Origin of the sequence: Paraburkholderia translucens (assembly GCF_020881035.1) — a bacterium.
GTDB classification, from domain to species: domain Bacteria; phylum Pseudomonadota; class Gammaproteobacteria; order Burkholderiales; family Burkholderiaceae; genus Paraburkholderia; species Paraburkholderia translucens.
This window is the reverse complement of the sequence record NZ_JAJITC010000014.1, coordinates 13,904-40,473: the sequence shown is the minus strand read 5'-3', so window position 1 is coordinate 40,473 and position 26,570 is coordinate 13,904. Positions and strand designations below refer to the sequence as shown.

At 65.2% G+C, this 26,570-nt stretch carries 22 protein-coding genes; 19 read left to right on the top strand and 3 right to left on the bottom strand.

Annotated features, from left to right (window positions below; genetic code table 11):
- Positions 1-106 precede the first annotated feature (106 nt).
- The 3 genes from LJ655_RS22950 to def all read left to right on the top strand — a co-directional run bounded on the left by LJ655_RS22950 (position 107) and on the right by def (position 4,184).
- Positions 107-1,423, top strand: a complete 1,317-nt coding sequence (locus tag LJ655_RS22950; RefSeq protein ID WP_230563512.1) for a cell division protein ZipA C-terminal FtsZ-binding domain-containing protein — start codon at positions 107-109, stop codon at positions 1,421-1,423.
- A 167-nt stretch (positions 1,424-1,590) separates the two neighbouring features.
- A complete protein-coding gene (ligA, locus tag LJ655_RS22945) occupies positions 1,591-3,654 on the top strand; it encodes an NAD-dependent DNA ligase LigA (RefSeq protein ID WP_230563511.1) in 2,064 nt (687 codons plus the stop codon).
- On the top strand, positions 3,651-4,184 hold the full coding sequence (gene def, locus LJ655_RS22940) for a peptide deformylase (protein ID WP_230563510.1): 534 nt from the start codon (positions 3,651-3,653) through the stop codon (positions 4,182-4,184). Before ligA ends, def begins: the two co-directional genes overlap by 4 nt.
- 97 nt (positions 4,185-4,281) lie before the next feature.
- Here the strand turns inward: def and LJ655_RS30405 are convergent, their stop codons facing one another.
- From LJ655_RS30405 to map, 3 genes are read right to left on the bottom strand one after another with little or no spacing between them, the layout of a single operon-like run.
- Positions 4,282-6,270 (bottom strand): pseudouridine synthase, encoded by a 1,989-nt coding sequence (locus tag LJ655_RS30405; RefSeq protein ID WP_230563509.1) that lies wholly within the window; start codon positions 6,268-6,270, stop codon positions 4,282-4,284.
- Positions 6,271-6,276: 6 nt separating this feature from the next.
- Positions 6,277-8,856: a [protein-PII] uridylyltransferase gene (locus LJ655_RS22930; protein ID WP_230563508.1), complete on the bottom strand. Its 2,580-nt coding sequence runs from the start codon at positions 8,854-8,856 to the stop codon at positions 6,277-6,279.
- Between the two features lie 29 nt (positions 8,857-8,885).
- On the bottom strand, positions 8,886-9,770 hold the full coding sequence (gene map, locus LJ655_RS22925; protein WP_329959727.1) for a type I methionyl aminopeptidase: 885 nt from the start codon (positions 9,768-9,770) through the stop codon (positions 8,886-8,888).
- A 490-nt stretch (positions 9,771-10,260) separates the two neighbouring features.
- On the opposite strand from map, the gene rpsB reads away from it, so the two are divergent.
- The 16 genes from rpsB to LJ655_RS22845 all read left to right on the top strand — a co-directional run bounded on the left by rpsB (position 10,261) and on the right by LJ655_RS22845 (position 26,535).
- Entirely contained in the window at positions 10,261-11,013 is a 753-nt protein-coding gene (gene rpsB / locus LJ655_RS22920; RefSeq protein ID WP_008920792.1) for a 30S ribosomal protein S2, read from the top strand.
- 218 nt (positions 11,014-11,231) lie between these two features.
- Positions 11,232-12,113 (top strand): translation elongation factor Ts, encoded by an 882-nt coding sequence (tsf, locus tag LJ655_RS22915; protein ID WP_230563506.1) that lies wholly within the window; start codon positions 11,232-11,234, stop codon positions 12,111-12,113.
- Positions 12,114-12,333: 220 nt separating this feature from the next.
- Entirely contained in the window at positions 12,334-13,047 is a 714-nt protein-coding gene (gene pyrH / locus LJ655_RS22910) for a UMP kinase (RefSeq protein WP_230563505.1), read from the top strand.
- A 98-nt stretch (positions 13,048-13,145) separates the two neighbouring features.
- Positions 13,146-13,706, top strand: a complete 561-nt coding sequence (gene frr / locus LJ655_RS22905) for a ribosome recycling factor (protein WP_013089702.1) — start codon at positions 13,146-13,148, stop codon at positions 13,704-13,706.
- A gap of 62 nt (positions 13,707-13,768) precedes the next feature.
- Positions 13,769-14,551, top strand: coding sequence for a polyprenyl diphosphate synthase (gene uppS, locus LJ655_RS22900; protein WP_230563504.1), 783 nt, complete (start codon positions 13,769-13,771; stop codon positions 14,549-14,551).
- A complete protein-coding gene (locus LJ655_RS22895; protein ID WP_230563503.1) occupies positions 14,545-15,366 on the top strand; it encodes a phosphatidate cytidylyltransferase in 822 nt (273 codons plus the stop codon). The genes uppS and LJ655_RS22895 overlap by 7 nt, the downstream gene beginning before the upstream one ends.
- Before the next feature lie 10 nt (positions 15,367-15,376).
- Positions 15,377-16,582, top strand: a complete 1,206-nt coding sequence (locus LJ655_RS22890) for a 1-deoxy-D-xylulose-5-phosphate reductoisomerase (RefSeq protein WP_230563502.1) — start codon at positions 15,377-15,379, stop codon at positions 16,580-16,582.
- Positions 16,583-16,589: 7 nt separating this feature from the next.
- Positions 16,590-17,984, top strand: a complete 1,395-nt coding sequence (rseP, locus tag LJ655_RS22885) for an RIP metalloprotease RseP (protein WP_230563501.1) — start codon at positions 16,590-16,592, stop codon at positions 17,982-17,984.
- A 67-nt stretch (positions 17,985-18,051) separates the two neighbouring features.
- Positions 18,052-20,355 carry an outer membrane protein assembly factor BamA gene (gene bamA / locus LJ655_RS22880; RefSeq protein ID WP_230563500.1) on the top strand — a complete coding sequence of 768 codons (2,304 nt, stop codon included), beginning with the start codon at positions 18,052-18,054 and terminating at the stop codon, positions 20,353-20,355.
- A 70-nt stretch (positions 20,356-20,425) separates the two neighbouring features.
- Complete coding sequence (locus LJ655_RS22875; RefSeq protein ID WP_026225318.1) at positions 20,426-20,947, top strand: OmpH/Skp family outer membrane protein; 522 nt, start codon at positions 20,426-20,428, stop codon at positions 20,945-20,947.
- A gap of 136 nt (positions 20,948-21,083) precedes the next feature.
- Positions 21,084-22,196: a UDP-3-O-(3-hydroxymyristoyl)glucosamine N-acyltransferase gene (gene lpxD / locus LJ655_RS22870; protein ID WP_230563499.1), complete on the top strand. Its 1,113-nt coding sequence runs from the start codon at positions 21,084-21,086 to the stop codon at positions 22,194-22,196.
- A 184-nt stretch (positions 22,197-22,380) separates the two neighbouring features.
- The gene (fabZ, locus tag LJ655_RS22865) at positions 22,381-22,845 is read left to right on the top strand and encodes a 3-hydroxyacyl-ACP dehydratase FabZ (protein WP_035546182.1); all 465 of its coding nucleotides are present in this window, start codon (positions 22,381-22,383) and stop codon (positions 22,843-22,845) included.
- Between the two features lie 100 nt (positions 22,846-22,945).
- Positions 22,946-23,734, top strand: a complete 789-nt coding sequence (gene lpxA / locus LJ655_RS22860) for an acyl-ACP--UDP-N-acetylglucosamine O-acyltransferase (protein ID WP_230563498.1) — start codon at positions 22,946-22,948, stop codon at positions 23,732-23,734.
- 3 nt (positions 23,735-23,737) lie between these two features.
- On the top strand, positions 23,738-24,907 hold the full coding sequence (gene lpxB / locus LJ655_RS22855; protein WP_230563497.1) for a lipid-A-disaccharide synthase: 1,170 nt from the start codon (positions 23,738-23,740) through the stop codon (positions 24,905-24,907).
- Positions 24,904-25,653: a ribonuclease HII gene (gene rnhB, locus LJ655_RS22850; protein ID WP_230563496.1), complete on the top strand. Its 750-nt coding sequence runs from the start codon at positions 24,904-24,906 to the stop codon at positions 25,651-25,653. The genes lpxB and rnhB overlap by 4 nt, the downstream gene beginning before the upstream one ends.
- A 93-nt stretch (positions 25,654-25,746) precedes the next feature.
- Positions 25,747-26,535 carry a TrmH family RNA methyltransferase gene (locus tag LJ655_RS22845; protein WP_230563495.1) on the top strand — a complete coding sequence of 263 codons (789 nt, stop codon included), beginning with the start codon at positions 25,747-25,749 and terminating at the stop codon, positions 26,533-26,535.
- Positions 26,536-26,570 lie beyond the last annotated feature (35 nt).

Genomic DNA, 26,570 nt, shown 5'->3' with positions numbered 1-26,570 from the left:
CCTTCGCGGGCATCCGCATCCAGCGCAGCGGCCCGATTGAGCGCCGCGCGGTACGTGGAGCGGACGAGACGCCCGCGCGAATAGAAGAATTGCTGATGGAGCATGCATGGACGAGTTGACACTCGGTTTGATCGGCGCGGGTGCCGTGGTGGTGGGGGGCGTGGTCGTGTACAACGCGTGGCAGGGTGCGAAGGTGCGCCGCAAGATGCCGCGGCCCATGCCAGCCGACACCGCAGAGAACTTTGCGCGTGACGAGCATGAGGAGCAGAGTCCGTTCATCGAGCCGGCCCGGCCGGCCACGCGGCGCGAGCCGAGCGTGAGCGCGGCCGCGGCTGCGGACCCGACCGCCGCGCGTGTCGAGCCGACGTTCGGCACGGGCGCCGCGCCGCTCGATACACCAGCTGATATCCAGGCCGAGATGACGTCGCCGAACGGCTATCCGCCGGCGGACGCCGTCGCGGCGAGCGAGGATGAGCACGCGGCGGCGCCGGGCGCCGACCTCGGGCGGTCCGCGGCCGAAGCGCCCGCCACGCAGCCGGCGGCGGCCGGGCAGGAGCGTGTCGAACCGATCCAGCCGGCCGCCACGACGATTTCGTCGGCGCCGCCCGCGATCGTCGATCGGCGCATCGACTGCATCGTGCCGATCCGGCTGAACGGACCCGTGGCCGGCGACAAGGTGATTCCGCTCGCGCAGCGCTTGCGTCGCGCGGGCAGCAAGCCGGTGCATATCGAAGGCAAGCCCGAAGGCGGCGGCGCGTGGGAGCTGCTGCAAAACGGCGCGCGCTACGAGGAGTTGCGCGCCGCCGCGCAGCTCGCGAATCGCAGCGGCGCGCTCAACGAGCTCGAATTTTCCGAATTCGTGACCGGCGTGCAGCATTTCGCCGACGCGCTCGACGCGGCGCCCGAATTCCCCGACATGATCGAGACCGTCGCGATGGCGCGCGAGCTCGACGGCTTTGCCGCTCAGTGCGACGCGCAACTGTCGATCAACGTGCTGTCGGACGGCGCGCCGTGGTCGGCCAACTACGTGCAGGCGGTCGCGTCGCAGGACGGTCTTCTGCTCTCGCGTGACGGCACGCGCTTCGTCAAGCTCGACTCGCGGCAAAGCCCGGTGTTCATGCTGCAGTTCGGCGACACCAACTTCCTGCGCGATGACCTCACGTACAAGGGCGGCGAGATGATCACGCTGGTGCTCGACGTGCCGGTCGCCGACGAAGACATCCTGCCGTTCCGCCTGATGTGCGACTACGCGAAGTCGCTGGCTGAGCGCATCGGCGGGCGCGTGGTGGACGACGGTCGCCGGCCGCTGCCGGAAAGTGCGCTGCTCGCGATCGAAAAACAGCTGATGACGCTGTACGCGAAGCTCGAACAGGCCGGCATTCCGGCCGGTTCACCGGCAACGCGGCGCCTGTTCAGCCAGTAAGCCTTCCTCTGCGTTCTACGCGTTCTGACGACGGCCGCATGATGTGCGGCCGTCGTCGTCTCCGGCTTGCGCTGCAGCACGGCGCATGCCCTATTCGGCGATGTAAAGGGGCACGCTTCCTGCGATAATCCGATGTCCGACTTTCACATCGAGAAGCTTCCGACAGCATGGCCCGATCCCCCGTCCCTTCTTCTGCAATCAGCGCTCCGGCCGAGCGGGCCGCGTGGCTGCGCGCGGAACTCGAACGCGCGAACTACGCGTACTACGTGCTCGATCAGCCGGAGTTGCCGGACGCCGAGTACGACAAGCTGTTCAAGGAGCTGGAGCGGATCGAGGCCGAGCATCCGGACCTGATCGTGCCGGACTCGCCGACGCAGCGCGTCGGCGGCGAGGCGGCGAGCGGGTTCGAGCCGGTGGTGCACGATCAGCCGATGCTGTCGCTGAACAACGGCTTTTCCGATGAAGACATCGTGGCGTTCGACAAGCGGATCGGCGACGCGCTCGGCAAGAACGGCAGCGAGCCCGTGCCCGTCGATTACGCGGCCGAGCTCAAATTCGACGGCCTCGCGATCTCGCTGCGCTACGTCGACGGCGAGTTCGTGCAGGCCTCCACGCGCGGAGACGGCACGACCGGCGAGAACGTCACCGCAAACGTCCGCACGATCCGCTCGATTCCGCTGAAGCTGAAGGGCAAGCGCGTGCCGCACGTGCTCGACGTGCGCGGCGAAGTGCTGATGTTCAAGCGCGATTTCGAGCGCCTGAACGAACGCCAGCGCGCCGCGGGGCAACGCGAATTCGCCAACCCGCGCAACGCGGCGGCGGGCAGCTTGCGGCAACTCGACTCGAAGATCACCGCGCAGCGGCCTCTGTCGTTTTTCGCGTATGGCATTGGCGTGCTCGAAGGCATCGAGATGCCGGCCACCCATAGCGAACTGCTCGACTGGTACAAGGAGATGGGCCTGCCGGTCAACGGCGAGCGCGCGGTCGTGCAGGGCGCCCAAGGCCTGCTCGGTTTTTTCCACGCGGTCGGCGAGAAGCGCGACAGGCTGCCGTACGACATCGACGGCGTGGTCTACAAGGTCAACCGGCGCGACGAGCAGGACACGCTCGGCTTCGTGTCGCGCGCGCCGCGCTTCGCGCTCGCGCACAAGTTCCCCGCCCAGGAAGCGCTGACGAAGCTCGTCGCGATCGACGTGCAGGTTGGCCGAACCGGCGCGATCACGCCGGTCGCGCGGCTCGAGCCGGTGTTCGTCGGCGGCGCGACGGTCACCAACGCGACCTTGCACAATGAGGACGAAGTGCGCCGCAAGGATATCCGCATCGGCGACACCGTGATCGTGCGGCGCGCCGGCGACGTGATTCCCGAGGTGGTCGGCGCGCTCGTCGAGCGTCGTCCGGCCGACGCGCGCGAGTTCGTGATGCCGACGCAGTGCCCGGTGTGCGGTTCGGCGATCGAGCGGCTGCCCGACGAAGCGGTCGCGCGCTGCACGGGCGGGCTCTTCTGCCCGGCGCAGCGCAAGCAGGCGCTATGGCACTTTGCCCAACGGCGCGCGCTCGATATCGATGGTCTTGGCGAAAAGATCATCGATCAACTGGTCGAGCAGAACCTGGTGCGCACGCCGGCCGATCTGTTCAATCTCGGCTTTGCGACGCTTGCCGAGCTCGACCGCTTCGCCGAAAAGTCGGCACAGAACCTGCTGGACTCACTCGAAAAAGCCAAGCACACGACGCTTGCGCGCTTCATTTACGCGCTGGGGATTCGCCATGTCGGCGAATCGACCGCGAAGGATCTCGCCAAGCACTTCGGCTCGCTCGATCCGATCATGGATGCGTCGCTGGAGGAGCTGCTCGAAGTCAACGACGTGGGGCCGGTGGTCGCCGAATCGATCCACCAGTTCTTCGCCGAGGACCACAACCGCACGGTGATCGAGCAGTTGCGCGCGCCGGGCAAGGTCGCCTGGTCCGAAGGGCCGCCCGCGCCGAAGGCGCCGCAGGGCGCACTGGCCGGCCAGACGGTCGTGCTGACCGGCACGCTGCCCAACCTGTCGCGCGAGGAGGCCAAGGAAATGCTCGAAGCGGCCGGCGCGAAGGTGGCGGGATCGGTGTCGAAGAAAACCAGTTACGTGGTGGCGGGCGCCGACGCGGGCAGCAAGCTCGCGAAGGCCGAGGAACTCGGCATCCCCGTACTCGACGAAGATGGTATGCGCAAGCTCCTGGAGGGGCATTCATGATTCACGACATTCTGAAGATGGGCGATCCGCGCCTCTTGCGAATCGCCGAACCGGTCGATCACTTCGACACCCCCGAACTGCACCGGCTCGTGGCGGACATGTTCGAGACCATGCACGCCGCGAACGGCGCGGGCCTTGCCGCGCCGCAGATCGGCGTCGACCTGCAGGTGGTGATCTTCGGCTTCGGGTCGAACGAGCGCTATCCGGACGCACCGCCGGTGCCGGAAACGGTGCTGATCAATCCGACCGTCACGCCAGTGTCTCAGGACATGGAGGAGAGCTGGGAGGGGTGCCTGTCGGTGCCGGGGCTGCGCGGCGTGGTGAGCCGGTTTTCGATGATCCGGTATCACGGCTTCGATCAGTTCGGCAATCCGATCGACCGGGTCGCCGAGGGCTTTCATGCGCGCGTCGTGCAGCACGAGTGCGATCATCTGATCGGCAAGCTGTATCCGATGCGGATCACCGATTTCTCGAAGTTCGGCTTTACCGAGGTCCTGTTTCCGGATCTCGATCCGAATAGCGACGACTGACACGGCTTTCGCAAAAAAAAGCCCACGCCATTTTGCGTGGGCTTTTTGTCGTCCCGATGCGCCTGCTTTCAGCGGCCAGGCGCAGTGGACACGGACCTCAGAACGACTCGTCTTCCGACAGGTAGCGCCACTGCCCCGGCGGCAGCGCGCCGAGCATCACCTGGCCCATGCGCACGCGCTTCAAGCCCACCACTTCGAGACCGACCAGCTCGCACATGCGGCGAATCTGGCGCTTCTTGCCTTCGCGCAGCACGAAACGTAACTGCTCGCCGTTCTGCCAGCTGACCTGCGCGGGTTTCAGCGCGACGTCGTCGAGTGACAGGCCGTGGCGCAGCAGCGCGAGTTTCTCAGCCGGGAAGTGGCTTTCGACGTCGACCGTGTACTCGCCGTATGCGACGCGCACCAGATACTCCTTATCCACGTCGGAGTGACCGCCGATCAGTTGCTTTGCGATGCGGCCGTCTTGCGTCAGCACGAGCAGGCCCGTCGAATCGATGTCGAGACGCCCGGCCGGCGCGAGCTGGCGCAGATGCGACGCCGAGAAGCGAATGCCCGAGCGGTCGCCTTCCCAGCGATTCTCCGGTGTGACGAGCGTGATGGCCGGTTGATAGCCGTCCTCCGCCTGGCCCGACACGAGGCCGACCGGCTTGTGGACGATCACGGTCACCTGGCTCGACTGATAAGCTTCAGCAGCCGGATCGATGTCGATGCGTTGATCCGGGAACACCTTCGTGCCGAGCGTATCGACTCGCTCGCCGTCGACCATGACCCAGCCTTTCTCGATCCATTCATCGGCCTCGCGGCGCGAGCACAAGCCGAGCTTGGACATCAGCTTCGACAGTCGCAGCATGCCCGGTGCGTCTTCGCGATCGCGGTGGGGCGGGCGGGCGGTGTCGGCGGATGCCTCGTGGGACTGCGCTGCCGTCGACGCCGCGGCGCGCGGCTTGGCAGCGCGGGCCGGACGCTCGTCGCCGAAGCGGCGCGCCGCGGCTGGCAGCGTATCGTCGAAGCTCCGTGCGGGGCGCTCCCGACGCTCGGGGCGTTCGCTGCCGCGTGCGGCGCGTTCGCCGGACTCGCGCCGGCCCGGTGTCCAGTCACCGCGTGTGCCACGCTCGCCACGTTCGTCGCGGGTTGTGCGCGCAGGACGCTCGGTACGTTCGCCGTAGCCGCCTTTTACCTGTTTCGCGAAGCCTCGCCCGCCTCGCTCACCTTCGAAGCGGCGCGGCGCGTTGTCGCCGCGTGCGCCTCGATCACCGCCGCGACGCTGCTGCGACGCATCGCGATCGCCGCCGAAGCGGGGACGATCGGCGGCATCGCGCTCGCGGCGCACCGGATGGTCGCTTCGCGCGCCTTCCGTCGGACGGCCTGCGCCGGGGCGCGGGCCGCTGAACGGGCGGCGTTCGCCGTCGTCGCGACGCGGCGCACGCTCACCAAAACTGCGCGGCGCGCGATCGCCGCGTTCCGTATGGCCTTCGAACCTGCGCGGTGCGCGTTCGCGCTCGGCCGCACCTTCAAACCGGCGCGGTGCGCGTTCGCCACGCTCTGCACTGCCTTCGAAACGACGTGGCGCGCGTTCGCGCTCGCCTGCACCCTCGAACCGGCGCGGTGCGCGTTCGCCACGCTCTGCACTGCCTTCGAAACGTCGTGGCGCGCGTTCGCGCTCGCCCGCACCCTCAAACCGGCGCGGCGCACGTTCAGCCCGCTCGCCGAATTCGCGCCGCGGTGCGCGTTCACCGCGCTCCGCGCTGCCTTCAAACCGGCGCGGCGCACGTTCAGCCCGCTCACCAGACTCGCGCCGCGGTGCGCGTTCGCCACGCTCTGCGCTGCCTTCGTAACGACGCGGCGCGCGTTCAGCACGCTCGCCCCGATCGGCGCCTCCTTCGGTTCGGCGCGGCGCCCGCGCGCCCGCCGGCTTCGCGCCGCCGCCTGCCGCTGCCGCGCGTTCGCGCTTGGCGCCGCCCTCGGCTGCAAAGGGCTTCGGCCGTGCCGGAGGGGTCGGCTTTCGCGCCGACGCGCTGCCGGGGCGGACTGGGGCGCGTTCGGACGACGCCGGCCGCGGATGCTTCGCTGTTAATTTGATTCGCATGAAATCTCACACTGCGATCGCGCGCAGCAGTTCCGTTTCGACCTGGATTTGCAGGCGGTTGTCGGACAGACCGTGTCCTTCTAGCAGGAAGACGTCCTCGACGCGTTCGCCGAGCGTATTGATCCGCGCCGAGGCGACGCCGACCCGGTGCTCGGCCAGCACGCGCGCGATCGAATAAAGAAGGCCCGGCCGGTCGTTTGCCGACACGGACAGGATGTAGTATTGGCCGCGCTCGTCGGCCCGCAGGTCGACGCGCGGCGTGATCGGAAAGGTGCGTGACAGGCGCGACAGCCGGCCCTTCGACGGTCCCGGCAGCAACGTGCCGTGGCCCGCGAGCCGCGCGGTCAGCTCCTGCTCGACCAGATTGACGATGTCGCGATAGTGCACGTCCTCTTCCGTGTGCGCGACGAGGAAGTTGTCGAGCGCGTAGCCGTGGCGCGTCGTGCTGACGCGCGCATCGAGGACCGACAGGCCGTTGCGATCGAAATACGCGCAGATGCCGGCGAACAGATCGGGCTGGTCCTTCACGTAGACGAGCACCTGCAGCGCCTCGCCGATCGGTGACGGCCGCGCGCGCACGAGCGGCGTGGCCGTTTCGACGTGACGGTACAGCACGCGCGTCTGCCACGCGATGTCCGCCGCGTCGTGGCGCAGGAAGTAACCGACGTCGAGCTGGTCCCACAGCGCCCGTTGCGCGCCTTCCGGCACCGTTTCGAGACGCAGCAGCGCGAGCGCTTCTTCCTGGCGCGACTTCAGTTCCGAATGCTCGTCCGGCTGCGCGCCGCCGAGCACGGCGAGCGTGGTGCGGTACAGGTCCTCGAGCAGCTTGCCTTTCCACGTGTTCCAGACCTTCGGGCTCGTACCGCGAATGTCGGCGACCGTCAGCAGGTAAAGTGCGGTCAGGCGGCGCTCGGTGCCGACCAGCTCGGCAAAGCGTTTGATCACTTCGGGGTCGCTCGTGTCCTGCTTTTGCGCGACCTGGCTCATCGTCAGATGCTGCTGCACGAGCCACACGACCAGATCGCCATCCTCGCCTTCGATGCCGTGCTGACGGCAGAAGCGCCGCGCGTCAGCCATGCCCAGCGTGGAATGATCGCCGCCGCGGCCCTTCGCGATGTCGTGAAACAGTGCGGCCACGTACAGCACCCACGGCCGGTCGAAGTTCGCGATCAGTTGGCTGCAGAATGGGTATTCGTGCGCGTGCTCGGCGATCGTGAAGCGGCGCAGATTGCGCAGCACCATCAGGATGTGCTGATCGACCGTGTACACGTGATACAGGTCGTGCTGCATTTGCCCGACGATGCGCCGGAAATTCAGCAGATATCGCCCGAGCACGCTCGTCTGGTTCATCAGCCGGAACGCATGCGTGATTCCGGCCGGCTGCTTCAGGATTTCCATGAAGAGCCGGCGGTTTTCCGGATCGCGCCGCCAGTGCTGGTCCATCACGTCGCGCGCGTTGTAGATCGCGCGCAGCGTGCGCGCCGACAGGCCCTTCACGCCGGGGGTGCGTTCGTAGAGCAGGAAGGCTTCGAGGATCGCGTTCGGCTCGCGCTGGAACACATCGTCCGACGCGATTTCTAACATGCCCTGTTTCTCGACGAAGCGTTCCGACAACACGCGCGTAATGCCGCTCGTGCTCGGAAACAGCTGCGCCTCGATATTCTGGATGAGGATCGTCGCGAGCTGGGTGACCGCTTTCGCGGCCCAGTAGTAGCGGCGCATCAGCTGTTCGCTCGCGCGCTTGGTCGCGGTCGGCTTGAAACCAAAACTTTCCGCGAGCGGCGTCTGCAGGTCGAACACCAGGATGTCCTGGCGACGGCCAGCGAGCACGTGCAGCCGAGCGCGCAGCGACTTCAGGAAGCCTTCGTTGTGGCGCAGCTCACGCGCCTCGCGCTCGGTGATGAGTTCGCGCGCTTCGAGCTCGCGCCAGCTGCTGCCGAAGCCGGCCGCCTGCGTGATCCACAGGATCAGTTGCAGATCGCGCAGCCCGCCCGGGCTTTCCTTGACGTTCGGTTCGAGCGCGTAGGGCGTGTCCTGAAACTTCGCGTGACGCTGGCGCATTTCGAGCACTTTCGCCTGGAAGAACGCCTTCGGGTCGAGCGCAGCACGGTAGCGCTGGGCGAAATCGTCGAACAGCGCGGCGCTGCCGGTGATACGGCGCGCTTCGAGCAGCGAGGTGCGCACCGTGACGTCGTTGGCCGCCTCCTCGATGCATTGCGATACGCTGCGCACACTGCTGCCGAGCTCCAGCCCCAAATCCCATGCAAGGCTGATGAAGCGCTCGATGCGCACGTCCAGATGCTCGAGCCGCGCGTCGGGCAGCAGCACCAGAATGTCGATATCGGAATGCGGCGCGAGTTCGCCACGCCCGTAGCCGCCGACCGCAACGAGCGCGAGGTCGTCGGGCAGCTCGCAGGTGTCCCAGGCGGCGCGCAACGAATGGTCGGTGGCGCGCGCGAGGGCGGCCATCAACGCGTCGACGTTGGTGGCCGTTCGGAAGCGTTCCAGCAACTGGGCTTTGGCCACTTTGTAGTCCGCCTTGAGCGACGAGGCATGGGAGGGGGCGATGGCTGGAACGCTACTCATTGGCAGGCGGGCGGTGAGGGCGGAATCGGTCAGGCGGTAGCCGCGACCACGGGCGGACGCGCGGGCGTGCCGGCCGACACGGTCAGCACGTCGTAGCCGGTCTCCGTGACGAGCACGGTGTGCTCCCACTGCGCGGACAAGCTGCGGTCCTTGGTTTTGACCGTCCATTGATCGGGCATGGTGCGGATGTCGCGGCGGCCGGCGTTGATCATCGGCTCGATCGTGAAGATCATGCCGGCCTGCAGTTCGAGCCCGGTGCCGGGGCGGCCGTAGTGCAGGATCTGCGGATCTTCGTGGAACACGGTGCCGATGCCGTGGCCGCAATATTCGCGCACCACGCTGTAGCCGAGGCCTTCGGCATGTTTCTGAATCGCATAGCCGATATCGCCCAGATGCGCGCCGGGGCGCACCTGGTCGATACCGAGCCACATGCACTCGAAGGTGGCCTGCACGAGGCGTTTCGCCATGATCGAGCCATCGCCGACGATGAACATCCGGCTCGTGTCACCGAAGTAGCCGTCCTTGATGACGGTGATGTCGATGTTCAACGCGTCGCCGTTTTTCAGCGCCTTGTCACCCGGAATGCCGTGGCAGATTACGTCGTTGACGGAGATGCAGGTGGCTTTCGGATAGGGAGGGTAGCCAGGCGGCTGATAATTGAGCGGCGCCGGAACCGTGCCCTGGTTGTTCAGCATGTACTCGTGACACAGACGGTCGAGCTCGCCCGTGGTCACGCCGGCTTTGACGAAAGGCGTGATGTAGTCGAGCACCTCGCTCGCGAGCCGGCAGGCGACGCGCATCTTCGCGATGTCGTCTTCGTTTTTGATCGTGATAGCCATGGTTTCCTCGGAAGCCTTGCTGTGTAAGGCTTGCTGGGTGTTGCGGTGGCCGGGCGGAGGGCGTCGGAAAGGCACGGAATGCCGGCCGATTCGTGACGATCTCGCGCGCACAGCGGAATCGAGCCATTTTACAGCAGTGAGAGCCGCGTCGTTGCGCTGGATCGGGCGGCAATGGGCTGATCCCGACCAAAACCCGCTCACTGACCAGGCCGAGGGCGCAAAGCCGGACTTCGAGCCTGGTAGTACGATCCGGTGCCCTTGTCCATCGGCCGGAGGCGCGGCAGGTTGAGTCTGCAAGTGGTCGCGTGCTATACTCTTCGGCTAAGTCGGTCCTTGTCCACTTTTATTCGCGCATTAGCAAATTTGTCGCAAATTCGCGCATGGGAGCGGGGCGGAACGGCTTCTCGCGGCACTCTGGTTGCCTGGGTCGCGAGGCGGAAAGTAGTGTCAGGCAGCCGATTCGCAAGCCGGCGCACTCAGGGTGTCGCCGCGTTCCAGCCGAAATGGAGGCTGGGCGTGGTCGATGCGGCAGCCGGCTTAAGACCCAACCCTCGCGGAGAATTTCATGGCAGTAACGATGCGTCAAATGCTGGAAGCAGGTGTCCACTTCGGTCACCAGACCCGCTTCTGGAACCCGAAGATGGCCCCCTTCATTTTCGGTCATCGCAACAAGATTCACATCATCAACCTCGAAAAGACGCTGCCGATGTACAACGACGCGCTGAAGTACGCGCGTCAGCTGGCATCGAACCGCGGCACGATCCTGTTCGTCGGTACGAAGCGTCAGTCGCGCGACACGATCGCCCAGGAAGCGCAGCGCGCTGGTATGCCGTTCGTCAACGCACGCTGGCTCGGCGGCATGCTGACCAACTTCAAGACGCTGAAGGTTTCGATCAAGCGCCTGAAGGACATGGAAGCGGCGCTGGAAGCCGGTGAAACCGAGCGTATGAGCAAGAAGGAAGCGCTGCTGTTCGAACGCGAAATGGCCAAGCTGCAGAAGTCGATCGGCGGCGTGAAGGACATGGGCGGCATTCCGGACGCGATCTTCGTGGTTGACGTCGGCTACCACAAGATTGCCGTGACCGAAGCGAACAAGCTCGGCATTCCGGTCATCGCCGTGGTCGATACGAACCACTCGCCGGAAGGTGTGGACTATGTGATCCCGGGTAACGACGACGCCAGCAAGGCCGTCGCCCTGTACGCGGCTGGCGTGGCCGACGCGATCCTCGAAGGCCGTGCCAACGCGGTCAACGAAGTGGTCCAGGCTGCACGTGGCGGCGACAGCGACGAGTTCGTCGAGGTCAACCCGGAAGCGTAAGGCTGGCCCTGTGTCCGGCGAAAAAGGGGGCTTTCTATAGGCCCCCTTTTTTTAAGCCGCGACAGCTGTAGCAGATGTTGTAACGGGCATCTGACAGAGTGATCGAGGCGGCGCGCGGCGCGTCGTCCGCAGAAATACGCGAAAACGCTGAAACGAATTCCTGCCGCCGGCATCGAAGTGCGGGCGGCGTGTGACAGACAGAACCCAAGGAGCAAATGATGGCGGCAATTACCGCAAGCATGGTTGCAGAACTGCGCGCGAAGACCGACGCGCCGATGATGGAATGCAAGAAGGCGCTGACGGAAGCCGACGGCGATCTGGCGCGTGCTGAAGAGCTGCTGCGTGTGAAGCTCGGCAACAAGGCGAGCAAGGCGGCATCGCGTGTGACGGCTGAAGGCGTCGTCGCATCGTTCATCGACGGCAACGCGGGTTCGCTCGTCGAGCTGAACTGCGAAACCGACTTCGTCTCGAAGAACGACGACTTCCTCGTCTTCTCGAAGAAGGTCGCCGAACTCGTGGCGACGCAAAACCCGGCTGACGTCGCCGCGCTGTCGGCTCTGCCGCTCGACGGCTCGACCGTCGACGCAGTGCGTCTCGCGCTGGTCGGCAAGATCGGCGAAAACATGTCGATCCGCCGTTTCGTGCGCTTCGAGACCGCGAACAAGCTGGCGGCGTATCTGCACGGCACCCGCATCGGCGTGCTGGTCGAGTATACCGGCGCTGACGAGCAGGTCGGCAAGGACGTGGCGATGCACATCGCCGCCATGAAGCCGGTTTCGCTGTCGTCGAACGACGTTCCGGCGGACCTGATCGCCAAGGAGCGCAGCATCGCTGAACAGAAGGCCGCCGAATCGGGCAAGCCGGCTGAAATCGTCGCGAAGATGGTCGACGGCAGCGTGCAGAAGTACCTGAAGGAAGTGTCGCTGCTGAACCAGACGTTCGTTAAGAATGACAAGCAGACGATCGAGCAGATGCTGAAGGCAGCCAACTCGAGCGTGCAGAAGTTCGCACTGTTCGTGGTCGGCGAAGGCATCGAGAAGAAGCAGGACGACTTCGCTGCGGAAGTGGCCGCTCAGGTCGCTGCTGCGAAGCAACAATAAGTTTTACCTAAGCTTCACCGCTGTACCGTTGCACCCGCGGCGAGGCAAGACCTCGCCGCGTTCGGCAGCGTCGCAAGGCCGCGCACGGGTTGACCCTCGCCGCGCGGCCGCCGTTGGTGGACCCGGGGTTCGTCAATTTGGCGGCGCTTGCCCGAATCAGCATTTCACCCCTACATTAGTCCCTTGTTGTTGCCCTGTTCTGCGCGATCTGGATACCCCTATGCCCACTGCCTATAAACGCGTCCTGCTCAAACTCTCCGGTGAAGCTCTGATGGGCGACGATGCCTTCGGCATCAATCGCGCGACCATCGAACGAATGGTGGCGGATGTGGCCGAAGTGGTCCGTCTCGGAACGCAGCTGGCCGTGGTGATCGGCGGCGGCAATATTTTCCGCGGCGTCGCGGGCGGCGCGGCGGGTATGGATCGCGCCACGGCCGACTACATGGGTATGCTCGCCACGATGATGAACGCGCTGGCATTGCAGGACGCAATGCGTCATGCCGGCATTGAAGCGCGCGTGCAATCGGCGCTGCGCATGGATCAGGTAGTCGAGCCGTACATCCGTCCGCGCGCGATCCGCCAACTCGAGGAAGGCAAGGTCGTGATCTTCGCGGCCGGCACCGGCAACCCGTTCTTCACGACCGACACGGCCGCGGCCCTGCGCGGCTCGGAAGTCGGTGCGGAAGTGGTGCTGAAGGCGACCAAGGTGGACGGCGTCTATTCGGCCGATCCGAAGAAGGACCCGAACGCGACCCGCTACTCGACGATCAGCTTCGACGAGGCAATCGGCCGCAATCTGCAGGTGATGGACGCAACGGCTTTTGCGCTGTGCCGCGACCAGAAGCTGCCGATTCGCGTGTTTTCGATCGTCAAACCCGGTGCGCTCAAGCGCATCGTGCAAGGTGATGACGAGGGCACCCTCGTCCACGTGTAAACTGTCTTTTACATTACGTGGGCTTTGACGCGAGCCCGGGCCGCGGCATCGCGCGTGCCGGGCGGCTCGCACCGTTTTGAAGGTTCGGAGGTATAAAAATGTCTGTGGCTGATATCAGGAAGGGCGCTGAGCAGAAGATGCAGCGTTCCATCGACGCGTTCAAGAACGACCTGTCGAAGATCCGTACGGGCCGTGCGCACACGGGGCTTCTCGATCATATCCAGTGCGACTACTACGGCTCGCCGGTGCCAATTTCGCAGGTCGCGAACCTGACGCTAATCGACGCGCGCACCATCGGCGTGCAGCCGTGGGAAAAGAAGATGGTCCAGGTCGTCGAAAAGGCGATCCGCGAATCGGACCTCGGTCTGAACCCGGCCACGCACGGCGACGTGATCCGCGTGCCGATGCCGGCGTTGACCGAAGAGCGTCGCCGCGAGCTGACCAAGGTCGTGCGCAGCGAAGCCGAAACGGCCAAGGTCGCCGTGCGCAACCTGCGCCGCGACGCCAACGAGCAGTTGAAGAAGCTCGTCAAGGACAAGGAAATCTCGGAAGACGACGAACGTCGTGCCGGTGACGACGTCCAGAAGTTGACGGACAAGTTCGTCGCCGAAATCGACAAGCTCGTCACGACGAAAGAAGCCGAGATCATGACGGTCTGACGCCGTTCGGCTCAGCACCTTCTGATTTCCACTTCTTTATTGGCATTACTGTCCCGACGGCCATGACCTATACCAGCTCAACCGTGCGCGTGCCCGAAGTCGCCGCGGTGCCGCGACATATCGCGATCATCATGGATGGCAACGGCCGTTGGGCCACGCAGCGGCGTCTGCCCCGCGTGGCGGGCCATACGCGCGGCGTCGACGCGGTGCGGGCGGCTGTCGAGGCGTGCGCGCGGCGGGGCGTCGAATATCTGACACTGTTCGCTTTCAGTTCCGAGAACTGGCGCCGTCCGAACGAGGAGGTGTCGTTCCTGATGCGCCTCTTCGTCACCGCGCTCGAGCGCGAGATCGGCAAGCTGCACGCGAACGGCATCCGCCTGCGCGTGGTCGGCGATCTCGAGCGTTTCGACGCCAAGATCCGCGATCTGATCAAGCGTGCGGAAACCAAGACCGCGCGCAATACCCGTCTCACGCTGACCATTGCCGCGAACTACGGCGGCCGCTGGGACATCATGCAGGCCACCCGCAAGCTCGTCGAGCAGTCGGCGGCGGCGGGCAAGCCGGTCGAAGTCAACGAAGACGCGTTCGCCGAGCATCTGTCGATGGCGTACGCGCCCGAACCGGACCTGTTCATCCGCACCGGCGGCGAACGCCGCGTCAGCAACTTCCTGCTCTGGCAGCTCGCTTACACCGAGTTCTACTTCACCGATACGTTCTGGCCGGATTTCGACGCCGACGCGCTCGGCCATGCCATCGCTTCGTACGCCGAGCGGGAACGCCGCTTCGGTCGCACCAGTGCTCAACTCGAGCCGCAATCGCAGAACGTCGATTCGCTTCCATGCTAAAGACCCGTGTCATCACGGCGATCGTCTTGCTGGCAGTGCTCCTGCCAGTCACGCTGTTCGCGCCGGTCGGCGCGTTCGGCGCGCTGATCGCTTTCGTCGTCGTGTTCGCCGCGTGGGAGTGGGCCCGGCTGCTGCAACTCGGCGGCGCGGGTCCGGTGCTGTACGCGCTCGTCGCGGCGCTCGGGCTTGTCACGAGCACGCGCGTGGGCATCGGCACCGAGCATGCGCGGCCGTTCTTTCAGGCGGCGTCGATTTTCTGGGTGATCGGCGGTCCGTTCGTGTTGTTGCGCAAGCCCGTACTGGCACAGGGCGCGTGGCGCGCCTTTCTTTTCCTTGCCGGCATCGTTGCTTTCATTGCTTGCTGGCATGCTCTCGTCGCCGCCCGGGTGCAAGGTGTGCCGTTCGTGCTGTCGCTGCTGCTGTTGGTATGGCTCGCCGATATCGGCGCATACTTCTCCGGAAAGGCGTTTGGCAAGCACAAGCTGGCACCCGCAATCAGTCCGGGTAAAACCTGGGAGGGCGCGATCGGCGGCTGGCTGTTGGTTATGATCGTCGCGGCCGCGGCGGTCTTTTTGCACGCGTTCGAGCCGACCCTGTATTCTGCGCTGCTGGCGCAACTGGGCGCGCTGCGCACCGTGCTCGCGCTCACCCTGCTGGTGGTCTTCAGCGTGGTTGGCGATCTGTTCGAATCGATGATGAAGCGCCAGGCCGGCGTCAAAGACTCGAGCGGCCTGTTGCCGGGGCACGGCGGCGTGCTCGATCGCATCGACGCGTTGTTGCCGGTGCTGCCGCTCGCCATGCTGCTGCTCGGCTAGAGAAAGAGATATGCAAAAACGTCTGACATTGCTCGGTTCCACGGGCTCCATCGGAGACAGTACGCTCGACGTGGTCGCACGTCATCCAGAGCGCTTTTCGATTTACGCGCTGACCGCGCATCGCAACGGCGACAAGCTCGTCGAGCAATGCCTGCGCTTTGCGCCCGAAGTGGCGGTGGTAGGTGACGCCGGAACGGCCGCGAAGGTCGCCGCGAAACTGCACGAAGCGGGCAGCAGGACCGAGGTCACCTACGGGCCTCAGGCGCTCGTCGACGTCGCGAAGAGCGAGGGCTGTGACACAGTGGTCGCGGCGATCGTCGGTGCGGCCGGCCTCGCGCCGAGCCTCGCCGCTGCGCGCTCCGGCAAGCGCATCCTGCTCGCGAACAAGGAAGCGTTGGTGATGTCGGGCGCGATCTTCATGGACGCGGTGCGCGACCACGGCGCGGTGCTGCTGCCGGTCGACAGCGAGCACAACGCAATTTTCCAATGCCTGCCGCGCGAAGCGTCGCTGCACGGCGGCGTCTCGAAGATCATCCTCACCGCATCGGGCGGCCCGTTCCGGACGCGCGAACCGGCCACGCTCGTCGACGTGACGCCTGACGAAGCCTGCAAGCATCCGAACTGGGTGATGGGCCGCAAGATCTCGGTCGACTCGGCCACGATGATGAACAAGGGCCTCGAAGTGATCGAGGCGCATTGGCTGTTCAATTTGCCCGGCGAGCGCATCGATGTGCTGATCCATCCGCAGAGCGTGATTCATTCACTCGTGTCGTACGCGGACGGCTCCGTGCTCGCGCAGCTCGGCAACCCCGACATGCGCACGCCGATCGCGCACGCGCTGGCGTTTCCGGATCGCGTCGATTCGGGCGTCGCGCAGCTCGATCTCGCGCAGGTCGCGTCGCTGTCGTTCGAAAAGCCCGACTACGCGCGCTTCCCGTGCCTCGCGCTTGCCATGCAGGCGCTCGCCGAAGGCGGCATCGCGAGCGCGGCGCTGAACGCTGCGAACGAGATCGCGGTGGAAGCGTTCCTTGCGCGCCGTATCGGCTTCATGGCGATTGCCGAGGTGGTCGATTCGGTGCTGGGCGCGTTGCCGAACCGCAGCGCGCACGCGCTCGACGACGTCATCGAAGCGGACGCCGCTGCGCGCCGCGCCGCGGCCGAATTCATCGCGCGTCTGCCCGACGGCGTCCGTCGCACGGAACGCGCCGTCCAGTGAGGCGCTCATGAACCTGCTGATCGAACTGCTCGCTTTCGCGGTTGCGATTGGTGTACTCGTGGTGGTCCACGAGTACGGGCACTACAGCGTAGCGCGTCTGTGCGGCGTGAAGGTGCTGCGCTTTTCGATCGGCTTCGGCAAGCCGCTCGTTCAGTGGGTGAGCCGGAAGACGGGCACCGAGTGGACGATTGCCGCACTGCCGCTCGGCGGCTACGTGAAGATGCTCGACGAGCGCGAAGCCGGCCCCGGCTCGATTCCTGACGCCGATCTGCCGCATGCGTTCAACCGCCAGTCGGTGTGGCGGCGCTTCGCGATTGTCGTGGCCGGTCCGGCTGCGAATTTCCTGCTCGCGATCGTGCTGTTCGCGCTCGTGTTCGCGACCGGCGTGACCGAACCGGCGGCGGTGATCGCGACACCGGCGCCGAACACGCCAGCCGCGTTGGCGGGCTTCGAGGGCGGCGAGACGATCGTCGGTGTGCGCACCGGCCATAGCGACGAGACCGAGCCGGTGCGGTCATGGTCGGATCTGCGGTGGAAGCTGCTCGGCGCTGCGTTCGATCAGCAGCGCATCGTGGTCAGTGCAAAGGACGCGCACGGCACGTCCGATTTCCCGATGGATCTGCGCGGCCTCGGCGAGAAAGACATCGATGATGATCTGATGTCGCGCCTCGGCTTCGAGCCGGGCGGCGGCAAGCTCACGGTGGCGGGCGTGCAGGCGGGCAGCGCCGCGCAGAAGGCGGGGCTCGTCCCCGGCGACCGCTTGCGCGCGATCAACGGCACGCCGACCGATAATGCCGCGGCCTTCATCGCTTATGTAAAATCGCACGCCGGTGTGCCGGTCACGCTGCGGGTGGAGCGCGGCGGCCGCGGCGGTCATGCGGCGGGCGCGCTCGAAGAGATCACGATCGTGCCGCAATTGCAGCGCGATGCGGCGAGCGGACAGCAGATCGGCCGCATTGGCGCGGAGCTGGCGACCCAGGTGCCGACCATCGACGTGCGCTACGGGCCGCTCGAAAGTTTGCGCCTCGGTGCCCGCCGTACGTGGGATCTCGCGGTGTACTCGGTAAGGATGTTTGGCCGAATGATCGTCGGCGAGGCATCGTTGAGGAATCTGTCCGGTCCGGTGACGATCGCCGACTACGCGGGAAAGAGCGCACGTCTGGGTCCTGCCGCGTTTCTGTCGTTCCTTGCCCTTGTCAGCATTAGCCTCGGCGTGCTGAACCTGCTACCAATTCCGGTATTGGACGGGGGGCATCTGTTATATTATTTGGTTGAAGCTGTGACCGGTAAAGTTGTCTCCGATCGCTGGCAACTCGTTTTTCAGAGGGCGGGTCTTGCCTGCATCGTCGCGTTGTCGGCGATTGCGCTGTTCAACGATCTGGCTCGTTTAATCCATTTTTAAAGTGTCCGGCGGCGTTCTCGAGGGCGGCCGCCAGGCCTGATGCAGCTATACACACTGGGGAAGCACGTTGTTCAAACCTCATCGCTTTGGTCCAAAGACGGTTATAGCCGCGGCGTTCGCCGCGCATGGGCTGGTTGCTCACGCAACGACGCCCTTCGTGGTGCAAGATATTCGCATTGAGGGATTGCAACGCGTCGAACCGGGTACCGTGTTCGCGTACCTGCCCATCAAGCAAGGCGACACTTTTTCCGACGACAAGGCGTCCGAAGCGATTCGCGCGCTGTATGCGACGGGATTCTTCAACGACGTCAAGATCGCGACCGAAGGCAATGTGGTGATCGTGCAGGTGCAGGAGCGTCCGGCCATCGGCACGATCGACTTCGCCGGCATCCACGAGTTCGAAAAGGACAACCTGATCAAGGCGCTGCGCGCGGTCGGGCTGTCGCAAGGCCGCTACTACGACAAGGCGCTCGTCGACAAGGCCGAGCAGGAACTGAAGCGCCAGTATCTGACGCGCGGTTTCTACGCCGCCGAAGTCACCACGACGATCACGCCGATCGACCGCAACCGTGTCGGCATCCTGTTCTCGGTGGCTGAAGGTCCGAGCGCGAAGATCCGCCAGATCAACTTCATCGGCAACAAGACGTTCAGCACCGGTACGCTGCGCGACGAAATGCAGCTGTCCACGCCGAACTGGTTCTCGTGGTACACGAAGAACGATCTGTACGCGAAAGACAAGCTCACCGGCGACCTCGAGAACATCCGCTCGTACTACCTGAATCGCGGCTACCTCGAGTTCAGCATCGAATCGACCCAGGTGTCGATCTCGCCGGACAAGAAGGACATGTACCTGACGGTCACGCTGCATGAAGGCGAGCCGTACACGATTTCGAACATTCGCCTCGCCGGCAATCTGCTCGACCGCGAAGCGGAGCTGAAGAAGCTGATCACGATCAAGCCCGGCGATCGCTTTTCGGCCGAAAAGCTGCAGGCCACCACGAAGGCGATCGTCGACAAGCTCGGCGAGTACGGCTACGCGTTCGCGACCGTCAATGCGCAGCCCCAGATCGACCAGACCAACCACACGGTGGATCTGACACTGCAGGTCGATCCGAGCCGGCGCGTGTACGTGCGTCGCATCAACGTGGTCGGCAATACGCGCACGCGCGACGAAGTGGTGCGCCGCGAAATGCGCCAGCTCGAAAGCTCCTGGTTCGATTCGAACCGCCTCGCGCTGTCGAAGGACCGTATCAACCGTCTTGGCTACTTCACCGACGTCGACGTGACGACGGTGCCGGTCGAAGGCACGCCCGACCAGGTCGACATCGAGGTGAAGGTCGCCGAAAAGCCGACAGGCGCGATCACGCTCGGTGCGGGTTTCTCGTCGACCGACAAGGTGGTGCTGTCGGCAGGTATCTCGCAGGACAACGTCTTCGGCTCCGGCACGAGCCTCTCGGTGAACATCAATACCGCGAAGACGTACCGCACGCTGACGGTCACGCAGGTCGACCCGTACTTCACGGTGGACGGCATCAAGCGGATCACCGACGTCTACTACCGCACCTACCAGCCGCTGTACTACTCGACGGATTCGAGCTTCAAGATCGTCACATTGGGTGGCGACCTGAAGTTCGGCATTCCGTTCTCCGAGGTCGATACGGTGTACTTCGGCGCGGGCTTCGAGCAGAACCAGCTCGACATCGACGCGAACACGCCGCAAAGCTATCGAGACTATGTGAACGAGTTTGGCCGCGTGTCGAACAACGTACCGCTGACGGTCGGCTGGTCGCGCGATGCGCGCGACAGCGCACTGGTGCCGAGCCGCGGCTACTTCACGCAGGCGAACGCCGAGTACGGCACGCCGATCGGCGGCACGCAGTACTACAAGGCCGACATCAACGCGCAGTACTATTACTCGTTTGCGCGCGGCTTCGTGCTGGGCTTCAACTTCCAGGGCGGCTACGGTAACGGCCTCGCCGGCAAGCCTTATCCGATCTTCAAGAACTACTTCGCCGGCGGTATCGGTTCGGTCCGCGGCTACGAGCCGAGCTCGCTCGGTCCGCGCGACGCGAAGACCAACGACCCGATCGGCGGCTCGAAGCTGCTTGTCGGCAATATCGAGCTTACGTTCCCGCTACCGGGCACGGGCTACGACCGCACGCTGCGTGTGTTTACTTTCCTCGACGGCGGTAACGTGTGGGGAACGGAAGGCAACAGCATCGGCGCGAACGGCCTGCGTTACGGCTACGGTGTGGGTCTCGCGTGGATCTCGCCGATCGGTCCGCTCAAGTTGAGCCTTGGCTTCCCGCTCGTCAAACACACCGGCGACCAGTATCAGAAGTTCCAGTTCCAGATCGGGACGGCGTTCTGATCGGGCGGTGGGCGCTCCCGGCGGCCGGCTGCGGCGGCCCCGGTCAAACCAGAGTATCGAGAGGATGACTTTGCTAACCGGTATGTTTTCGAAACGTGTAGCGTGCGCATTGGCGCTGGCGATGACCTTGGGGGTCGGCATGGCGCACGCGCAGGAGGCGAGGATCGCCGCAGTGAATTCCGACCGCATCCTGCGCGAATCGGCGGCGGCGAAAGCCGCGCAGCTGAAGCTCGAGGCCGAATTCGCAAAGCGCGACAAGGATCTCGCCGACATGGCGCAAAAGCTCAAGTCCATGTCCGACGCGCTCGACAAGAACGGCGCGACAATGTCGGCGACCGATCGTGCCCAGAAGCAGCGCGATCTGTCGCAGCTGGACTCGGACTTCCAGCGCAAGCAGCGCGAATTCCGCGAAGACCTGAATCAGCGCCGCAACGAGGAACTCGCGGCGGTGCTCGATCGCGCGAACAAGGTCATCAAGCAGATCGCCGAAACGCAGCACTACGATCTGATCGTGCAGGAAGCGGTGTACGTGAGCCCCCGCATCGATATCACCGACCAGGTGCTGAAGGCGCTGGCGGCATCGGGCAACTAAGGTCGGCGCACGGCCTCGCAATGATTGAATGGGACCAGAGTAAGAGCTTTGCGTGGGACCGGAGCAGGCGCTACAGCGCCAACACCGGTCGACAGCCGAAGCGCTGACCCTGGTCGACGTTGGAGACAGGATAGGCATGGCATTTTCGCTCGAGGACATCGTCCAGCGGTTCGGCGGTGAGGTAGTTGGTAATGGGTCGCAGCGCGTGAGCAGTCTCGCGCCGCTCGACCAGGCAGGCCCCGACCAGTTGGCGTTCCTCGCCAATCCGAAGTATCTGGCGCAGGTCGAAACGACTCGTGCCGGCGCGGTGCTGATCAATGCCGGCGATCTCGCGAAGCTCGCCTCGCGCGAAGGTCGAAACTTCATCGTTACACCGAATCCCTACGCTTACTTTGCGCGCATCGCGCAGACCTTCATCGACCTCGCCGCGCCGAAGGCGGTGCCCGGCGTGCATCCGAGCGCAACGATCGATCCTTCCGCGCAGGTCGCCTCGAGCGCAGTGATCGGTCCGCGTGTCACCGTCGAAGCGGGCGCGGTGATCGGTGAGCACGTGCGGCTCGACGCCAACGTCGTGATCGGCCGCGGCACGCGTGTCGGCGCGAACACGCATCTGTATCCGAACGTGACCGTGTATCACGGCTGCAAGCTCGGCGAGCGCGTGATCGTGCACGCGGGCGCGGTGATCGGTTCCGACGGCTTCGGCTTTGCGCCTGACTTCGTCGGCGAGGGCGAGGCGCGCACCGGCAGCTGGGTGAAGATTCCGCAGGTCGGTGGCGTGTCGATCGCCAATGATGTCGAAATCGGCGCGAACACGACAATCGACCGTGGCGCGATGGCCGACACGATCATCGAGGAGTGCGTGAAGATCGACAACCTCGTGCAGATCGGCCATAACTGCAAGATTGGCGCGTACACGGTGATCGCGGGCTGCGCGGGCATCGCGGGCAGCACCACGATCGGCCGTCACTGCATGATCGGCGGCGCGGTCGGCATCGCCGGCCACGTGACGCTTGCCGATTACGTGATCGTCACCGCGAAGTCGGGCGTGTCGAAGTCGCTGCTGAAGCCCGGCATGTACACGAGTGCGTTTCCGGCCGTGAATCACGCGGACTGGAACAAAAGCGCCGCGCTGCTGCGCAACATCGACAAGCTGCGCGATCGCATCAAGGCGCTGGAGAGCGCCGCGGCCGACAAGGCCGGCAGTGCCACTGACGGCGCCGCAGGTCAACCCGCAGGCAACAAGATCTGACAGTTTCACGACGGCCCACCGGCACCGCGTAAAATAGCGGTCCAGCAGCATGAAGCAGAGCCGGCGGCCGTGACCGGGTGGCACGGCCAGCGGTCACGAGTGGCGCCGGTCGCGCGCGTTTTCAACCCACCTGCACCAGCATCCGCAGTCATCATCGCGCAGTCAATGCGTGAGCAGAAACACCATGAGCACGGAAAAAATCAACCTCGACATTCATAAGATTCTCACGCTGCTGCCGCATCGTTATCCGATCCTGCTGGTCGACCGGGTGCTCGAACTCGAACCGCACAAGCGCATCAAAGCGTTGAAGAACGTGTCGATCAATGAGCCGTATTTTCAGGGACATTTCCCGACGCGGCCGGTGATGCCAGGCGTGCTGATCCTCGAAGCGCTCGCGCAGACCGCGGCGCTGCTGACATTCTCGGAAGAGCCGAGCGATCCGTCGAACACGCTGTACCTGTTCGTCGGCATCGACAACGCGCGCTTCAAGCGCGTGGTGGAACCGGGCGATCAGTTGATCCTGAACTGCACGTTCGAGCGTCACATGCGCGGCATCTGGAAGTTCAAGGCGCGCGCCGAAGTGGATGGCGTCGTCGCGGCGGAAGCCGATCTGATGTGCGCGGTGCGCCACACGGACAAAGACGCGTAAAGCCGGCGCCCGGGCGGGTCGCAGCGCGGCACGGCACGCGCGCGGCGGGCCCGACGGCAAGTCCATCCAGAAAACGCAACAGAATCAGAAGCGAGGACGCATGAGCAGGATCCATCCCACTGCGATCATCGAAGCAGGCGCGCAGCTCGACGAATCCGTCGAAGTCGGCCCCTATGCCGTGATCGGCGCACACGTGACGATCGGTGCGCGCAGCACGGTCGGCTCGCACAGCGTGATCGAAGGCCACACCACGATTGGCGAAGACAACCGCATCGGCCATTACGCCTCGGTCGGCGGCCGTCCGCAGGACATGAAGTACCGGGACGAGCCGACGAGACTCGTGATCGGCAACCGCAACACGATCCGCGAGTTCACGACCATCCACACCGGCACGGTGCAGGACGCGGGCGTCACCACGCTCGGTGACGACAACTGGATCATGGCCTATGTGCACATCGGTCACGACTGCCACGTCGGCAGCAACGTGATCCTGTCGAGCAACGCGCAGATGGCCGGCCACGTGACGATCGGCGACTACGCGATCATCGGCGGCATGTCGGGCGTGCATCAGTTCGTGCGGATCGGCGCGCATGCGATGCTCGGCGGCGCGTCGGCGCTGGTGCAGGACGTGCCGCCGTTCGTGATCGCGGCGGGCAACAAGGCCGAGCCGCATGGCATCAACGTCGAAGGGCTGCGCCGCCGTGGTTTCCCGGCGGACGCCATCTCGGTGCTGCGCACCGCATATCGTGTGCTGTACAAGAACGGCCTGTCGCTTGAAGAAGCGAAGGTGCAATTGAAGGAACTCGGTTCGGCCGGCGGCGACGGCGACGCACCGGTGCAAACGCTGCTCGCGTTCGTCGAAGCGTCGCAGCGCGGCATCATCCGCTAACCGATGACCTTTCAACCCAGTCCACTGCGCATCGCGATGGTGGCCGGCGAGCCGTCCGGCGACCTGCTCGCCGCGTCGCTGCTCGAGGGCCTCGCCAGCCGGCTGCCGCCCGCCACGCAGTACTACGGCATCGGCGGTCCGCGCATGATCGCCGCGGGCTTCGACGCCCACTGGCCGCTGGAGAAGCTGACGGTGCGCGGCTATGTCGAGGCGCTGCGGCACATCCCCGAAATCCTTGGTATCCGCAACGAGCTGAAGCGTCAGCTGCTCGCCGAGCCGCCTTCGGTGTTCGTCGGCGTGGACGCGCCCGACTTCAACTTCGGGCTCGAGCACGCGTTGCGCGACGCCGGCATTCCGACGGTGCATTTCGTCTGCCCGTCCATCTGGGCGTGGCGCGGCGGGCGTATCAAGAAGATCGCGAAGGCGGTCGATCACATGCTGTGCGTGTTCCCGTTCGAAACCGCGCTGCTCGAAAAGGCGGGTGTCGCGGCGTCGTATGTCGGGCATCCGCTCGCCGACCAGATCCCGCTCGAACCCGACACCCTTGGCGCGCGCCGCGCGCTCGGTCTCGCTGAAAGCGGGCCGGTGATCGCGGTGCTGCCGGGCAGCCGGCGCTCGGAGATCGATCTGATCGGGCCGACGTTCTTCGCGGCGATGGAGATGATGCAACACCAGGAGCCGGGCGTGCGCTTCGTGATGCCCGCGGCGACGCCCGCATTGCGCGCGCTGCTGCAGCCGCTCGTCGATGCGCATCCGGGTCTCGCGCTGACCATCACCGACGGCCAGTCGCAACTCGCGATGACCGCCGCCGACGCACTGCTCGTGAAGAGCGGCACCGTCACGCTCGAAGCCGCACTGCTGAAGAAGCCGATGGTGATTTCGTACAAGGTGCCCTGGCTGACTGGCCAGATCATGCGCCGCCAGGGTTATCTGCCGTACGTTGGCTTGCCGAACATTCTGGCCGGGCGTTTCGTGGTGCCGGAGATCCTGCAGCATTTCGCGACGCCGCAGGCGCTCGCCGAGGCGACGCTGAAACAGTTGCGCGACGAGGCGAACCGGCGCACGCTGACGGAAATCTTCACGGAGATGCATCACGTGCTGAAGCAGAACACCGCGCAGCGTGCGGCCGAAGTCGTGGCGAGCGTCGTCGAGCAGCGGGCGGGACGGTCATGAACGGCGCGCGCGCGCCTCGCGGCAAGACCGGTGCCGTCGCGCGGGTGGCCGCGCAGATCGGCCTGAACTTCGAGAGCGCTGAGGACATCGTCTGCGGTGTCGACGAGGCAGGGCGAGGGCCGCTGGCCGGTCCGGTCGTCGCGGCGGCGGTGATTTTCGATCCAGCCAAACCGATGATTCGCGGCCTCGACGATTCGAAAGCGCTTACCGCGAACAAGCGTGAAGCGCTGTACGACAAGATCGTCGAGCGTGCATTGGCGTACTGCATCGCGTCGGCGACGGTCGAGGAGATCGATTCGCTGAACATCCTGCACGCGACCATGCTCGCGATGAAGCGCGCGGTCGAGGGCCTGTCGGTCGTGCCGACGCTTGTGAAGGTCGACGGCAATCGTTGTCCGGCGCTCAGCATCCGTAGCGAGGCGGTGATCGGCGGCGACGCGCTCGTGAAGAGCATTTCGGCGGCGTCGATTCTCGCGAAGGTCGCACGCGACCGCATGCTGGTCGAGCTGCATCAGGCGTATCCGATGTATGGCTTCGACGCGCATGCCGGTTACGGCACGCCGCAGCATCTCGCGGCGCTGCGCGAGCATGGGCCGTGCGAGCATCATCGGCGCTCCTTCGCGCCGGTGCGCGAAGCGCATCTGCGGCTCGGCACAGGCGTGCCGTTGCCGGCGGCCGATGCAGTCATCATGACCGACACGCTGCTGCTCGACGACAATGCGTTCGGCGAAGCGGGCCTCGCCTGACGCAGCCTGTTAAAGCGGCTCGAGAGCGACCCGCGCTTCAATGCCATTGATTCACCGCTCATTTCTTTTCCATTCTCACCGCCTTCGCTGCCTGTGAAAGCCATCACCTCGCGGGACAATCCGCTCTACAAGCGCCTGAAGGCACTCGCCGGCTCGACGCATCAACAGCGGCGCAGCGGCCATGCGCTGCTCGAGGGCTTCCATCTCGCCAGCACGTATCTCGACGTGGCCGGCCAGCCGGAGCTCTGTGTCGTCACCGACGGCGCGCTGCGTCACGACGAAGCGCAGGCGATCGTCTCGCGCATCGATGAGCATCGGCTCGTGACGCTGCCGGACGCGCTGTTCGGGCAGTTGTCGAATGTCGTGCATGGGGTCGGGATACTGCTGCTCGTCGAGAAGCTCGATGCGCCGCTGCCGGAACGCATTGCGGAAAACTGTCTCGTGCTCGACGGCGTGCAGGACGCGGGCAATGTCGGCTCGATTCTACGCAGCGCGGCGGCCGCGGGTATTCAGCACGTGTTCTGCGCGCCGGGCACTGCGTACGCGTGGTCGTCGAAGGTGCTGCGCTCGGGGATGGGCGCACATTTCCTGTTGGAGATTCACGAGGACGTCGAAGCGAATGCGCTGATCGAGCGGCTCGCGGTGCCGATCGTCATCACCGATTCACACGGCGCCGAAGCGATCTACGACTGCGACCTCAGCGGTCCGCTCGCATGGGTGTTCGGCAACGAAGGGGCGGGTGTGTCGCAGGCGTGGCGCGATGTCGTGTCGTTGCGAGTGACGATTCCGCAACCGGGCGGCATGGAGTCGCTCAACGTGGCGGCCGCCGCGGCGGTCTGCGTGTTCGAGCAGTGCCGGCAGCAGCGCGGGCGAAAAAAATAGACGCTGTCAGCGCTGCGCCGACCGCGGTCAGGCAG

Coding starts and splice junctions, on each gene's coding strand:
- LJ655_RS22950 (WP_230563512.1), top strand. CDS start 107: ATGGACGAGTTGACACTCGGTTTGATCGGCGCGGGTGCCGTGGTGGTG.
- ligA (WP_230563511.1), top strand. CDS start 1,591: ATGGCCCGATCCCCCGTCCCTTCTTCTGCAATCAGCGCTCCGGCCGAG.
- def (WP_230563510.1), top strand. CDS start 3,651: ATGATTCACGACATTCTGAAGATGGGCGATCCGCGCCTCTTGCGAATC.
- LJ655_RS30405 (WP_230563509.1), bottom strand. CDS start 6,270: ATGCGAATCAAATTAACAGCGAAGCATCCGCGGCCGGCGTCGTCCGAA.
- LJ655_RS22930 (WP_230563508.1), bottom strand. CDS start 8,856: ATGAGTAGCGTTCCAGCCATCGCCCCCTCCCATGCCTCGTCGCTCAAG.
- rpsB (WP_008920792.1), top strand. CDS start 10,261: ATGGCAGTAACGATGCGTCAAATGCTGGAAGCAGGTGTCCACTTCGGT.
- tsf (WP_230563506.1), top strand. CDS start 11,232: ATGGCGGCAATTACCGCAAGCATGGTTGCAGAACTGCGCGCGAAGACC.
- pyrH (WP_230563505.1), top strand. CDS start 12,334: ATGCCCACTGCCTATAAACGCGTCCTGCTCAAACTCTCCGGTGAAGCT.
- frr (WP_013089702.1), top strand. CDS start 13,146: ATGTCTGTGGCTGATATCAGGAAGGGCGCTGAGCAGAAGATGCAGCGT.
- uppS (WP_230563504.1), top strand. CDS start 13,769: ATGACCTATACCAGCTCAACCGTGCGCGTGCCCGAAGTCGCCGCGGTG.
- LJ655_RS22895 (WP_230563503.1), top strand. CDS start 14,545: ATGCTAAAGACCCGTGTCATCACGGCGATCGTCTTGCTGGCAGTGCTC.
- LJ655_RS22890 (WP_230563502.1), top strand. CDS start 15,377: ATGCAAAAACGTCTGACATTGCTCGGTTCCACGGGCTCCATCGGAGAC.
- rseP (WP_230563501.1), top strand. CDS start 16,590: ATGAACCTGCTGATCGAACTGCTCGCTTTCGCGGTTGCGATTGGTGTA.
- lpxD (WP_230563499.1), top strand. CDS start 21,084: ATGGCATTTTCGCTCGAGGACATCGTCCAGCGGTTCGGCGGTGAGGTA.
- fabZ (WP_035546182.1), top strand. CDS start 22,381: ATGAGCACGGAAAAAATCAACCTCGACATTCATAAGATTCTCACGCTG.
- lpxA (WP_230563498.1), top strand. CDS start 22,946: ATGAGCAGGATCCATCCCACTGCGATCATCGAAGCAGGCGCGCAGCTC.
- lpxB (WP_230563497.1), top strand. CDS start 23,738: ATGACCTTTCAACCCAGTCCACTGCGCATCGCGATGGTGGCCGGCGAG.
- rnhB (WP_230563496.1), top strand. CDS start 24,904: ATGAACGGCGCGCGCGCGCCTCGCGGCAAGACCGGTGCCGTCGCGCGG.